Raw genomic sequence first — 13,724 nt, forward strand, 5'->3', positions numbered from 1 at the left:
AAATCCTCCTTAAAAACGCCAGCTCACTTGAGTTTTAACACTTCGACCAACACCATAATCACCAATACCACCACCTGTACCCGCAATCACTGTATATTCTTTGTCAAAGACATTATCAATCGCTAAACGCAAGTTTACGTCTTGTGTTACATCCCAGCTGGCATATAAGTCCCACAATGTATGGCTTTGATGCTTTACAACACCATACTGACGCGTACTGCGGTTATAACTTTCAACATCTCGGTTGCTAGTATGAACAACTTTTGCCCCAAGCATTACCGTGTTGTCTAGCATTGAAAACCCAGTATCCACACTTAATTTATCTGCCGGTAAATACCAAAGCGCTTTACCTGTATTATCTTCCCCGTCAATCGTGCTGTACGTTAGGTTCGAATATAAATATTGGTTCGCATAATTGAGTTCAAGTTCAAATCCGTCTCTGTCGTTACTTGCTCGATTGGCGTATCTTGGATTGGGCATTGGGTTTTGCGTTTCGCTGGTTAGTGAAGTAATTTCATCGTCAACACTAATATCAAAATACATCACTCGTAGATTTAAAGTGTCAGTGTTGTTTAGGACATTATCAACGCTATATGTCATCCCTAACTCACTATTATCACTGTACTCAATGTCTAAATTAAGGGCACTTTGACGACCGCCATATTGATCGTATAATTCATCAATAAGCGGCGCCCTAAAGCCTGACTGTCGATTCACAAATATTGCCAGTTCAGGCGTTACTTGGTAATTAAGGCTAATTGAAGGAGCCCAATCACTGTGCGTAACATTCGTATCTAAATCATTGAACTTTGCCGAAAAACTGGCTGTTGGATTTGTTTCATAACGCTCATAACGAACGCCGGTAATCACAGTCAAATCCTGTAGCTTAAACTCATCTTGAATATACACACCTGTACGTACCTGGTCACCGCCAGGCTGAGAAGTCATTTCACCTGTTTGGGCAACCGTGCCATATTGCTCACATGCATAGGTCTCAAAGTTAATACGCTCACAGGGCAGTGCTGTTTTTTCGCCAATACGTTCTTTGTCGGTATATTGCACGCCATAAGTCAACGCATGACCAGCTACTTTTGATGTGTTCATTACATCTAACGTCGTAATGTTATATTCATATGTCGATTTTATACCGACAAAATCTTTCAACATGCCCTCACCGTCAGTCTCTGTTACCTGACTTGTTGTGAACCCTAGCTTTGCAGTTAAATCTAAGTAAGGGTTATCACTTGGCATCAGTTCATAACTTAAGTTTGCCGCAGTTTGATCGACTTCTCGATAAACCGTTCCCCATGCGCCAGCATCCGTTGTATTAAACTCAGTTCGTTGTGCATCCTGTGTGGTTGTGTAAGTCACACCTAATAGAGAGTCATCTGTAAGGAAGTATTCACCTTTAAGTAATACCGAACTATTTTCAATCCCTGAATTATCTAACATTTCACCATTAGATAGTTCAAAATCATCACTGTCTCGTTTGACTACTGCTGCAAGTAAATCTAGCGTTTCTGTTGGTCTTGCAAAAGCAAATACAGAACCATTTTTTTGTTCGTTATTGCTATCGTAACCCAATTTCACCTTCGCTCCAGCGGTTTCTCCATCACGTAAAAAATCGGCTGCACCTTTGAGCTCAAGCTGTACAACGCCACCTAATGCACCACCACCATGCAATACTGTACTCGTGCCGCGTTTAATACTAATCGTTCTATACAATTCAGAATCAGTGAACAAGCTTCCCATTCGATATTTTTCAAATGTTTGTACCATGCCATCGACGGTTACCAACACATCTTCAGCATCACTAAAACCTCGAATATTGAACTTTTGACCACCATTTCTAGGGCCGCCATTTGCACTGACATTTGGGATCATATCCAAGGTGTTAAATAAGCTACTTTCTAATTGCTTCTCTATTTGCTCACTCGAAATGACATTAACAGCTTGTGCTGATTGCAACACGGTTTTTTCAGTGCGCGTAGCCGTTACCGTTACCGCATCTAACGATGTCACGATAGCAGCATCATTGGTATTTTGAGTATTAGCGTGTGCCATCAGAGGAAGGGAAAATGTTGCCAAGCACAAACTAATTTTTGATAAACGCATGGGGTACTCCTGATTAAATATTAATAGCAAAAACAAACCGTGCTCTTCAGTGCCCCATTTAACTCAGTTCCTTCACCAATGCGAAAGCATTGGTGTTAACTCCATACTGAAAGATGCGCGGTTTTAACTTATGGCGCGCAATATATCACAACAAAATAATAATGATAACTATTTTTATTTGCGTTCAATTAATATATTCGCAATAGATCGATTTTCTTGGCTAAGGTTGGCTAATAGTTGCACCAGAGCCTCACTAGGCACATGCTTATCAACAGCAATAAATACTGGGCTTACGTACTCTATGTGCTTAACTGCCTGCATTAAAGTTTCTTGGGTGCTAAAAGGCTGATCGTTTAGTGCATAGCTAACATGATTGTCGTGATACATGAGACTTAGTACTACTGGCGTTTGCTCTGACACAGCACTACCATTATCTCCAGCATCAGGTAATGACACTTCCATCACATTAACTTGGACTGCGACACTTAAAAGCAAAAAAACCAGTACAATAAATAACACATCCAACAACGCTGTTAAGTCTGGGACTAACGCATTCTCTGAGGGTTTTGGTAATTCAAGCATGTTGCGCCTGCGTAGTAACAATTTGCTCATTAGCAAACAAAGTCAATTCTGTTTGCATATGCTCAACCAATGCTTGGCAAACCCCATTGAAAACAATGCAAGGCATTGCAATGGCTAATCCAACGACCGTTGAATACATTGCTCCCCATAACCCATCAGCCAATAGTGCAGGCGTAACCGCTTGTTGCGTATCTGCAATGCCTTTAAACATCACAACTAATCCCCAAACAGTTCCGAAAAGCCCCATGAGTGGACTTAGCATGCCTATTAGGCTGATCAATGATAAACGCTTCCGCCACCGAGCAACTTGTTTCTGAATATGAAGTTGTAATCGTTCGGGAGTTGCCTGTATTTCCCGTAAAGATGTTTTAATGCTCGCCAATCGCCAAACGCCTTCGATCAGCACCCACCCTCTTTCTAAAATCAGTGTCAGTGCCACTGATGACAAAACAAGAAATGGCCATTGCATCATTCCTAACTGCGTAATTATTTCATTCATAGTACTTACTCCAGTTGATAAAATTAACTTGTGAGGCTAAATTCGACAGGCACAGTGAATTTTGCTTTTACGGCATGTCCGTAGCGCTCTACAGCGTGAAACTGCCATTGTTTTACATTATTCAGGGCTGCTTTATCTAGTACCGAAAAACCACTGCTTTTGACCAACGCAACAGCGACAATAGCCCCGTATTCATCTAATTCAATAGAGACAATAGTGACGCCTTGCTGGCCTCGGCGTTTAGCTCGCAACGGATATTTCAATGCAGGTCTTGGCATTTTAAAAAGCGGCAACTGAGTAACATTAATGGGAGCATTATTCGCACTATGCTGCGCCGCAAGTTGAATAGCTGTCGCTTCAACCTCAGTAACGGTATCTTCATCTATTTTTTTCTGCTCTGGTGGCTCTATCGATACATCTGTCGGCGCTACGGCATCAACGACGGGATGAACTGGCTGGTGGTCTATCTTATCGACTCGCTCTACGGACTGCTTAGCAGGTAACACCTTTGCAATTACGGCTTGCTCTTGTAAGGCTAATTTATTTTTCTCACCATTAAATATGGTTTTATTTAAGTCGGCTTCTGAACCTGACTCGGTCGGTTGCTTTACGAGCGAGTAAGTCGCAACCTGTTGTATTTTAACTTTTAATGCAATTAATTTGGCGTTGTCCCCACCATCAAATTGCATGCTTTGAGAGGGCGTTACTAACCATAATAAGCTATGGGCTATAACGGAAATACTGGTACAGGTTAAGATCTTCATGTTGATTACTGATAATGATAACTGTTATTATTCTCATTATTATAATAGCAACTTTGGAATTGTTATGAAAGTTAAAGCTTGGTCTTGTTATTCTGTTTTTTGTATTTACTTCGTTAGTTTATTCATTTTATTCCCCTCAATAGCCGCCGCTCAGAATTATCAGCGGGTGGTCGTTTCAGGCGGTTCAATCACTGAAATTATTTATGCATTAGGCGAGCAAGATCGTATTATCGGCGTAGACAGCACCAGTGTTTTCCCTGCAATAGCAGCAAAAAAAGCACAGGTCGGTTATGTACGTAACATCAATGTTGAAGGGGTATTATCTTTAAACCCAGACTTACTACTCGGCGAAGCTGATACGGGTCCTGATAAAGTAGTAAAGCAGCTGCAAGATACGGGTCTTAAAACGCATATTTTCTCTAATAATGATAACTTTCATGGTATTGAAACCAAAATTAGTCAAATTGCAAAATTACTTAATGTCGAACAAAAAGGCCAAATGCTTAATACCTATATTCAAGCAGATCGCCAGGCGCTTAAGCACATTTTGTCGCAAACTCAATTAAAACCTAACGTACTGTTTGTCTTAAGCTTAAAAGCCGGACAACCACTTGTTTCTGGCGCTGGTACATCGGCACATGAGGTGATCACCGCAGCCGGAGGCCATAATATAGCCGGCGCTCACTTCACTGGTTGGAAACCTCTGGCTACGGAGTCTGCAATGGCAATGAACCCAGATATCATTGTTACCATGGGCCGACATGGCGCCAACAAATCCATAGATGTATCTAAAATTACGCACTTTAAATATTCTAACGCGGTTAAAAACAAACAGGTGTTTACATTTGATGGTTCTTACCTATTAGGCATGAGTCCAAGAACGCCTCAAGCTGTTGTCGAACTTGCCAAGGCTATTCATGCTAATGTGACCTATCCAGCCGGTTACCAATTACGCGCAGCGCAAACGTCTCATAACAATAAGGCACTATAGTGTTAGCCCTTAGCCAATCATTTATGCCTGCTCAGTCGGTAAAGCGCCTTTTTCTGATCGGTTTATTATGTCTATGTATGGTCGTTTGTTTGACGGCACTCGCCACTGGCGGGGTAAACATCGCGTTCAGTCAGTTGATACATATTTTAAATAATGTCGGATCTGATTCCCTACAACATGCTGTTATCTGGGAAATTCGACTACCACGATTGTTACTCGCTATGGCGGTTGGTGCTGGACTAGGTGCTAGTGGAGCCGCCATGCAAGCAATATTTAGAAACCCCCTCGCGGATCCTGGTTTAATTGGCATAACCAGTGGTGCCGCACTAGGTGCCATTGCCACCATCGTATTGGGCAATACCTTACTCAGTAGCTTTAGTGACACATATGGTATATACGCTGTCCCCATAGGTGCATTTTTGGGTTGCTTAATAATTTGTGCAATGATTTATCGCCTATCTAGTCAAGGCAACCAGTTTACTATTATCAGCTTATTACTCGCTGGAATAGCTGTAAATGCCATTGTTGGGGCTTTAATAGGCATTTTAACCTTAATAAGTACTGATGCTGAATTACGCGATTTAACCTTTTGGAGTATGGGGTCGCTCGCCGGCAACAGTTTTGAAATGATCTTACCGTCATTAATCATCATCTGTATATGTTGTGTGTTATTAACTAAAATGGCCAAGCCACTCAATATTTACTTGCTTGGTGAACAACAAGCAAAACACTTAGGAGTTAATGTTGTCGCCTTGAAAAAAAAGGCATTTATTTATACTGCATTGTGTACCGGCTCAGCAGTCGCCCTTACTGGAATGATTGGCTTCGTGGGGTTTATAGTGCCTCATATCATGCGCTTAATTATGGGTCCTGATCATCGCTATCTCATGCCGGCTTCAATATTAGGTGGCGCAATATTGTTAAGCCTTGCTGATATTCTTGCTCGTACTCTCATATTGCCCTCTGAACTGCCTATTGGCTTAATCACCAGCGCCATTGGCGGGCCTTTTTTCTTAGTTATGTTACTAAAAACCTATAAATCGAGAGGGTTTTAGCATGATAGAAGCTAAAAATATTACCGTAAAAGTAGCACAGAATACGTTACTTCATGACGCTAACTTAACGTTAAACTGCGGGCAACTGACTGTCATCTTGGGCCCTAATGGGGCTGGTAAATCAACACTTTTAAAATCACTATGTGGTGATATACCACTGACGGCTGGGCAAGTCGAATATCAACAGCTAAACTACCATGAATATGACGCTAAACAGTTCGCTCGCATGCGCGCCGTTCTGACGCAAAACTATGATTGTGACTTCCCATTTACAGTACAAGAAATTGTCGATATGTCTCATTTTGTACATGCCGATTCAACACCTTTTACCACATTACAAGCTTATTCTAAACAAGCCATTAATACGTTAAACGTGTCGCATTTGATCAATAAACCATTTACACAGTTATCTGGTGGAGAGAAGCAACGAGTGCAATTTGCACGTGTGTTATGTCAACTATTACCAGCATTAGAAAATCAAGAGCCGTGCTACTTACTCATTGATGAACCAACCGCAAGTCTAGATTTGTACCATCAATATCAGGTTATGCAATTAGCCAGAGATATTGCCAACAAAGGGGCTGGTGTGTTGGCTGTCGTACATGATTTAGCACTTGCGGCTAGTTTTGCTGATAACATTACCATGTTAGAAAACGGACGCGTAGTGGCTTATGGTAAACCAGATGAAGTTTTGACCGAAGCACAATTGGCACAAACGTACCAAATCAAAGCGCATATTTTACAAAACGTCGGTAGTCTACCCAGCTTACAAGTTGCCAAGCAAGCATTGTCTAACGCCTAACCTCGGCAACGTTGTAATCAGTAGAAATATAAAAGGCAGCACTGTTAACTGCGCTGCCTTATTATGCTTAAAGTCTAAGCACTACTTACGCTGAATAATTGAATCACCACCACATACTAAGTAGCCTGTATCACAACCAAAAGATGGCGGGTCCATTCTACCACCCACTATGTTCGGTGTTTGCTGGTGAAAAATAGCGTGGTTATTATCCGACAAACCCTTTAGGTTTTTCTTTTTGATCGTTAGCTTGATTTTCATGACTTTCCTTTTCGTTGCTATTATAGTCAATTCAACGTTAGCAGATGTTTAAGATAATTCAACAATATACGCTAAAATTAACGCCCTTTTTCAGGCTACAACTTTCAAGCTTTATGTTATAGAAGCTAGCCTATCGCCAACTTTCTCAACAATCTCATCTGTATAATCATTGATGAAAAAGTGTCCACCTTCAAACCACGAAAACTCACCTTGCTCAAAAAAAGTTAACCAATGGCGTGTATGTTCTTCAAGTATAGGGTCTTGTGTACCCGCAAAAACACTCACTGCGCATGGTAATATCAGTGCTTTATGGTATCCATAAGTGTCAGCGAGCTTAAAGTCTGCGCGTAACATTGGCTCAAACAAATCCATCAATTCGCTATGTTCTAAGATTTCTTTCGGTGTGCCATTCAAACTCGCCAACTCAGCCCTAAATTCGGCTGAAGGTAAATCGTAAATTGCTTTTCTATTTCCGCAATAACTTGGACTTGCACTGCCTGATGCAAAAAAGTGCTTCGCGCACGGCAATCCTCGCTTTAATGCTTGACGTAAAAGTTCAAAAGCAACACGACTACCTAAACTATGACCATACAGTACATAATCACCCTGCATGTAGGGATCCAAATGCACCTGTAACGCACTAATTAACTGCTCCATATCATCTATGGCTGGTTCACCAAAATGCCCACCTCGGCCTGGCGGTTGTACAATAACCAAACGAACATCATCTGGCAGTAACTTTTGCCATCCAGCATATATATTAACCCCGCCACCTGCATATGGAAAACAGATAAGGGTTTTCTTGGCATGCGCATTACTGATGCTTAACCATTTGCTCGTCATACATAATTCCTTTCTAAAACAAAACGTCATAGTTAAAAGAGAGATACGCTAAGGCATCTCACTTTTAACCTTTGTATTAGTTATCAGCACGACCCATAAATTTCTTTTCGTCGGTATTAATTTTAATGCGATCTCCATTTGAAATGTGCTCAGGAACTTGTACGATTAAGCCTGTACTCATGGTCGCAGGTTTGGTACGCGCACTCGCTGAAGCGCCCTTAATTGAAGGAGAAGTGTCTTCGATCACCAATTCAACACTTGATGGTAAATCGATTGAAACTGGGCTGCCTTCAACAATGACCGCAAGTAACCCTTTTGTATCCTCTGAAACAAATAGTACTTGCTCTTCAATCGAAGATTTATTCAAATTATATGGCGTATAATCTTCTTCATCCATAAATACATATTCATCACCGTCAATGTAAGAAAACATCACTGGACGGCGAATTAAATCGGCAAGCGTCAGCATTTCATCTGCTTTAAACGTTTCATCAACTTTACCGCCTGTTACAACATCATACATGCGCATTCGGTATAAACTGCCACCAGAGCGTCCTTGTGGTACTGAACGTTCAATATCTCTGACGATCATAACGCGACTGTTATATTCTATCGCTGCATGTTTTTTTATTTCACTGGCCTTTGGCATCGTATTTCTCTTAATTTATTTTTGCGAAAAACTATCATGAAGTTGCGTTCTAGCCAAGCAACTTAACCATAATTTAGCGTACTTATAACGACCACATGATAACGTTGGCTCTGGGTTAATACTTAACGTTGACAATTTGCACGCTAAACAGCGAATACTTTGGACTAAATTGCCAGTAGTGGTAAACGTCTAAAAGGAAATGTCACAACATACTCGAACAATTATGCTTAATTTAAATGTCATATCACTCAAACCATTTATTCCAGCTAAAGATTTTGACGTATCAATACAATTTTATAAAAGGTTAGGGTTTGAGCTCAAATCTCAAGACGCAGGCATTGCTTTCTTTCGTTACCAAACATATACGTTTTTACTACAAGACTTCTATGAGCCTCAGCATTGCGAGAATTATATGATGCATTTACAGGTTGCTGACGTGAATGCATGGCATGAGCATATTCTCACTCTTAATTTAGAGCAAGAATTTAACTGCAAAGTAACCCCTATTGTTACACAACCTTGGGGCATGACAGAGTTTTGCTTACTTGACCCGAGCAAAGTACTGTGGCGTATTGCACAAAATAATTGAGAAAATACGTGTCTGCTAGACCGAACAGCCATATAAAAACAGACAAATTATACGGTGAAGGAAATTCATAGGTTTCTAAATTGACACGCCCTATTTAGCCTAATTATCTTTATGTATTGTACTAAATACTTGACCATGCTCAATCATATGGGTCATTGCCTGTGCATCAGTCGGTTCTGAGAAAAAATAGCCTTGCAGCTGCTCGCATCCGCATGCTGTCAGCGCTTTCGCTTGCATCGCATTTTCTACCCCTTCTGCAACACTGTTGACTTGAAGGCTTTTCGCCATATTAACAATGACCATCGCTAAATCAGCATTTTTCTTACTGCCACTGATGTCTGCAACAAATGATTCATCTATTTTTATTGTGTCAAAGTTAAGATGTTTCAAATAACTCAAACTAGAAAACCCCGTACCAAAATCATCAATCGCTATTGCAAAGCCGTGTTTTTGTAATTCCAGTAATGTTTTTTTCATCGCGTCAACATTTGATACCAGTGCCGACTCAGTGATTTCAATTTCTAAATTTGTCGGCGGAACATTATATTTAGCGGCTGTATCAAGCAGTTCCTTTACAAAGTGTGTTTCACTGAGCTGTAACACTGATATATTAATGCTTAAAATTAAGCCCGGTTTAATTAACAACCATTGAGCAAATTGTGGAAATGATTTCTTCAGCAATTGTAGGCTGAGCTTGCCAATCAAATTGGCATCTTCCGCAATAGCAATAAAGTGAATTGGGTCGAGCAACTGATCTTGTTGTTGCCATCTAGCCAACATTTCTAACTTTTCAAGCTCAAATGTTTTCGCATTTACAATAGGTTGGTAATAAGGAATAAACTCGCCTTTTTCAATGCTCTTATGAATTGCACTTTCTATCTCCACACGCAATTCGGCTTCATGATCTAGTTTTGCGCTATAGAATTGAAAATCAGTCTTAGCGACTTTCTTAGCCCTATACATAGCTGTATCGGCATGCTTCATCAGTGTTTCCGCATTATCACCATCGTCAGGGTATATCGCAATACCAGCGCTTAAAGACACTGTTAATTGAATACCTTTAAGCTCATATTCTCCTGTCGTGCTCGACAGTACTTTTTTAATCACTTTACGTACATGGCGTTTGTCTTCAATGGCATCGAGCAATAATACAAACTCATCTCCCCCCATACGTGACACGGTATCGCATGCTCTTACACACCCAGCAAGCCGCTCTGATACTTGCTTCAGTAACAAGTCGCCATAATCATGACCCAACGAATCATTAATTTTCTTAAACTTATCGAGATCAATAAACACCAACGCGAATTGATGTTTACAGCGCCGGGCTCGTTTACATGCTTGAATTAACCGATCTTGCAATAACAATCGATTAGGCAATCCAGTTAATGCGTCGTGATGAGCCAAATGATTCATTTTACGCGACATCATTCGTGACTCAGTCACATCTTGAAAAACCATCACAGATCCCATTATTTTGCCACTTTTACCGTAAATGGGCGAAATAGAATCTTGGATTGCAAATGTTAGTCCTAAGTGGTTTTTAACACACGTAAGCTCTGGTAACCCTAATGTTTGATGGTTACCCATACAATAATCAGTCAAGTTTTCTATCGGCTGTAATGTATCTTCGTTAAAAAGTGGCATTACTTCTTGAAATGGCTGCCCAGCAACCTCAGCTGTTAGCTTTGCCAAAATAGCTTCTGCAACAGGATTCATATAAGTCACATTACTATCTACATCAGTGCAAATAACACCATCTCCAATTGAACTTAACGTCACTTCTAGCAGCTCCTTCTCTTTTGATAGCGCTTCGGCCAGCTTTTGCCGCTCTGACATATCTTGAAAGAAACATAATGTGTGCCCACCACCTTCATGGTCGCTAAAAACCTCCGCTTCTAATAAACACACCACCTGTTGATTGCGGCTGGTCACTAAGACAATTTCTTCAATCGAAAACTGAGTGTTTCCTTGCAATCCGCGGTGATGAATTAAGCTCGCAGAATGATCCGTCATAAAATCTGTAATTGGTTTATTTAGAAGTTGTTCACGCCGGTATTCAAGGTTGCATATAAACCCATCACTAATATGTAAGATTCTACCTTCATCATCGAGCGTAACTAACATGACAGGGCTTTGTTCAAAAGTATGTTGATAATGACTATCCAGCGCGCGCATATGTGTGAACGAGCATTTATTTGATAAATCATACATGCAAATTATCAAAGCATTACAATAGCCTAAAAGCATAGTAACCAAGACTGTCAATTTGGTGTCACTTTCGGCTTTGGTCAATAAATCTCCATGACTAAACGCAGCAGCTATTACGACAGCTAAGATAAGTCCCGCCAAACTCAGTGCTTTAAAACCACGAAAAACAGCGCATAGTGCCAACAAAATTACAGTAAATACTGCAAACATCGCCCAAGAGATATAAGCGGAACATATAGCAATAGCTGCCACTGACACGCCCCATGCAAGGTCACGCAAATTATAGATAGACGACCACTTTAATTTATCATTTTGCGTACATAACAAAACCACTGGCAAACCTACTACTAATGTGACAACGGACCCTTCAAACCACTCCATTAACACTCGCTGTGCACTCATGTTTGAAAACACAGGAATCAACTGGGTACCGGCTACACCTAGTATTAATGAAGGGAGAAACACAAACTTTACTAAGCACATTACCAAATAACTAGGCTGGTTAACTGTTTGTTGAAATTGAAAATGTTGTTTAAAGAAAAAAGCAATGAAATAAGCTTCAAAAATATTTAACGTCAACACAATGAATGCGTCAACACTCACGAAGTCAAAAGCAACGTAACCTAAAAAGGTAAATGCTAACGCAAGCGTGGATGTTTTCCACCAACTCCCGTACTGAAGTGTCATGAACCCCGCAATTAACCAAAGGTCCGCGCCCCAAAGACTAGCCCATACTCGTTGAGGGGGCCCGTATAATATAAATAGTACAGCGATTATTAAGTAACCTATCGCCCAAAATATATGCCGTTTCATCCACGTAAACCTTAGTCGGCTACTTGCCCAATGCTTATCAACTCAATAAGCCATTACTCTGTTCATTGCCTACTAAAACTATTGGCGACAGAGCAAAATTAATCAAGTTTCCAACAAGATAAAGCACTATATACACCATGTTTTATAGGCAATAAATTGGGAAATAAAATAAAAGTTATCTATGCTGTAAAAATTGCAACAACCGAGTCATACAATGATCAATTCTCAGCAAGCCACATCAGCAATGAATAATTTTGTGCGAGTTGCTAATATCATTACAAATTTAGATATGATTTTAAGTCAGGCAAAAAACCTTTCTTTGACGGCAAAGAACGCTCGAGTCGTCGCATTGAGAGCCGGTGATGCGGCATACGGCTTTAAACCGATAACAAACTTTATCGACGAGTTTTCTGAACAAACAATTCGCACCACTTCTGAGATATCAAAACTTTCAAATCAACTGTTTACATTGGCATTAGCCGTGGTTCGCTGTACTGACTACCAATACCAATTAACAAAAGCACAAAGTACTTCTGCGCACAAATGCGTTATCACCTTGCAACAACAAAGTTTAATGGACTTAAAACAAAAAACGCGCAATTTAGAGCAGGCTATTTTTTCGCTCGAAAGCTACTTTGAAGACATTCAAAAGCAAATGCGTAGTGCCGAATACATAGCGGTCACCAGTCGAGTTGAAGCCTCTAATGCCGGAGAATTTAGTCATAGCCTAGAGTCAGTGTCTGACTTCATTGCTGAAGCCGCTAAAAAAATAAAAAAAGCCGTCAATGATAATCTACAAGAAATATATAAATTACGAGGAGCTCTGCGTTGAAATCAAACGAGTTATATTCAGAAGAATCTCATCAGTGGCTAGTCCTAGGCCGAGACCCAGCGAAACCTGAAAAAATAATAGACACGAATCAATACCTAATTAAAAGCGCTGAAGAAGCAATTATTCTAGACCCAGGTGGTATTGAATTATTTTCGCCAATGCTTGCTGGAGTTTTACACCATGTAAAACTAGAACATATCACCACGTTATTTGCATCCCATCAAGACCCAGACATCATTTCTTCGCTAGGTTTATGGGATAAAACAGTGCCCAACGCTAAGCTATATGCTCCATGGCTTTGGGAAGGGTTCATACGTCACTTTGGTATGGAAAACATCCAATATATGCCAATCAAAGACGAAGGCGGCGAGATTAAGCTTGGCACTGCGACGCTAAAGTTTATTCCTGCACATTACCTGCACTCATCGGGCAATTTTAATGTTTACGACCCTCAGGCAAAGATCTTAATGAGCGGAGACATTGGCGCTTCTTTAGAGCATGGTGACGTGCCATTATTTGTTGACGATTTCGCACAGCACATCAAGTATATGGAGTACTTCCATCGCCGTTGGATGCCTTCAAATAGCGCAAAAAACAACTGGGTTGCGAGGGTTCGAGAGCTTGAGATTAATATGATGGCACCTCAACATGGTCGTATTTTTAAAGGAGAGATGGTGAATGAGTTTTTAGAGTGGTTTAGCAAGCTGGATGTAGGTATTGC

At 40.6% G+C, this 13,724-nt stretch carries 14 protein-coding genes; 6 read left to right on the top strand and 8 right to left on the bottom strand.

The genetic code is table 11. The annotated features are described in order from the left end of the window. Nucleotides 1–9: 9 nt before the first annotated feature. The 4 genes from J8L97_RS17120 to J8L97_RS17135 form a co-directional block, all read right to left on the bottom strand. Nucleotides 10–2,115 (bottom strand): TonB-dependent receptor domain-containing protein, encoded by a 2,106-nt coding sequence (locus J8L97_RS17120; protein ID WP_211051638.1) that lies wholly within the window; start codon nucleotides 2,113–2,115, stop codon nucleotides 10–12. 174 nt (nucleotides 2,116–2,289) lie between these two features. After that, complete coding sequence (locus J8L97_RS17125) at nucleotides 2,290–2,697, bottom strand: biopolymer transporter ExbD (RefSeq protein WP_211051640.1); 408 nt, start codon at nucleotides 2,695–2,697, stop codon at nucleotides 2,290–2,292. Further along, nucleotides 2,690–3,196 (bottom strand): MotA/TolQ/ExbB proton channel family protein, encoded by a 507-nt coding sequence (locus J8L97_RS17130; protein ID WP_192509664.1) that lies wholly within the window; start codon nucleotides 3,194–3,196, stop codon nucleotides 2,690–2,692. The genes J8L97_RS17125 and J8L97_RS17130 overlap by 8 nt, the downstream gene beginning before the upstream one ends. Before the next feature lie 23 nt (nucleotides 3,197–3,219). Continuing rightward, nucleotides 3,220–3,960, bottom strand: a complete 741-nt coding sequence (locus J8L97_RS17135; RefSeq protein ID WP_211051642.1) for an energy transducer TonB — start codon at nucleotides 3,958–3,960, stop codon at nucleotides 3,220–3,222. A gap of 64 nt (nucleotides 3,961–4,024) precedes the next feature. Between J8L97_RS17135 and J8L97_RS17140 the strand changes: the two genes are divergently transcribed. Genes J8L97_RS17140 through J8L97_RS17150 form a run of 3 tightly spaced genes read left to right on the top strand, consistent with a single transcriptional unit; the run spans nucleotide 4,025 to nucleotide 6,808 of the window. Beyond that, on the top strand, nucleotides 4,025–4,951 hold the full coding sequence (locus J8L97_RS17140) for a hemin ABC transporter substrate-binding protein (protein WP_211051644.1): 927 nt from the start codon (nucleotides 4,025–4,027) through the stop codon (nucleotides 4,949–4,951). Continuing rightward, nucleotides 4,951–6,006, top strand: a complete 1,056-nt coding sequence (locus J8L97_RS17145) for a FecCD family ABC transporter permease (RefSeq protein ID WP_192509661.1) — start codon at nucleotides 4,951–4,953, stop codon at nucleotides 6,004–6,006. The genes J8L97_RS17140 and J8L97_RS17145 overlap by 1 nt, the downstream gene beginning before the upstream one ends. A 1-nt stretch (nucleotide 6,007) precedes the next feature. Beyond that, the gene (locus tag J8L97_RS17150; protein WP_211051646.1) at nucleotides 6,008–6,808 is read left to right on the top strand and encodes a heme ABC transporter ATP-binding protein; all 801 of its coding nucleotides are present in this window, start codon (nucleotides 6,008–6,010) and stop codon (nucleotides 6,806–6,808) included. Nucleotides 6,809–6,889: 81 nt separating this feature from the next. On the opposite strand, the gene J8L97_RS17155 is transcribed toward J8L97_RS17150, so the two are convergent. From J8L97_RS17155 to yeiP, 3 genes are all read right to left on the bottom strand, one after another. Then, nucleotides 6,890–7,066, bottom strand: a complete 177-nt coding sequence (locus J8L97_RS17155) for a hypothetical protein (RefSeq protein ID WP_192509659.1) — start codon at nucleotides 7,064–7,066, stop codon at nucleotides 6,890–6,892. Nucleotides 7,067–7,177: 111 nt separating this feature from the next. Continuing rightward, nucleotides 7,178–7,909, bottom strand: a complete 732-nt coding sequence (locus J8L97_RS17160) for a thioesterase II family protein (protein ID WP_192509658.1) — start codon at nucleotides 7,907–7,909, stop codon at nucleotides 7,178–7,180. A 76-nt stretch (nucleotides 7,910–7,985) separates the two neighbouring features. Next, nucleotides 7,986–8,558, bottom strand: a complete 573-nt coding sequence (gene yeiP, locus J8L97_RS17165; protein ID WP_192509657.1) for an elongation factor P-like protein YeiP — start codon at nucleotides 8,556–8,558, stop codon at nucleotides 7,986–7,988. 223 nt (nucleotides 8,559–8,781) lie between these two features. On the opposite strand from yeiP, the gene J8L97_RS17170 reads away from it, so the two are divergent. Continuing rightward, the gene (locus J8L97_RS17170) at nucleotides 8,782–9,147 is read left to right on the top strand and encodes a VOC family protein (RefSeq protein WP_192509656.1); all 366 of its coding nucleotides are present in this window, start codon (nucleotides 8,782–8,784) and stop codon (nucleotides 9,145–9,147) included. Between the two features lie 99 nt (nucleotides 9,148–9,246). On the opposite strand, the gene J8L97_RS17175 is transcribed toward J8L97_RS17170, so the two are convergent. Beyond that, nucleotides 9,247–12,045: an EAL domain-containing protein gene (locus tag J8L97_RS17175; protein WP_211051648.1), complete on the bottom strand. Its 2,799-nt coding sequence runs from the start codon at nucleotides 12,043–12,045 to the stop codon at nucleotides 9,247–9,249. A gap of 340 nt (nucleotides 12,046–12,385) precedes the next feature. On the opposite strand from J8L97_RS17175, the gene J8L97_RS17180 reads away from it, so the two are divergent. Continuing rightward, on the top strand, nucleotides 12,386–13,003 hold the full coding sequence (locus tag J8L97_RS17180) for a chemotaxis protein (protein WP_192509647.1): 618 nt from the start codon (nucleotides 12,386–12,388) through the stop codon (nucleotides 13,001–13,003). Then, nucleotides 13,000–13,724: MBL fold metallo-hydrolase (locus tag J8L97_RS17185; protein ID WP_211051651.1), on the top strand; the 725-nt coding region annotated here is incomplete at its 3' end. The genes J8L97_RS17180 and J8L97_RS17185, both read left to right, overlap by 4 nt.

Origin of the sequence: Pseudoalteromonas sp. MMG012 (genome assembly GCF_018100875.1) — a bacterium.
In the GTDB taxonomy this organism is placed as follows: Bacteria; Pseudomonadota; Gammaproteobacteria; order Enterobacterales; family Alteromonadaceae; genus Pseudoalteromonas; species Pseudoalteromonas aurantia.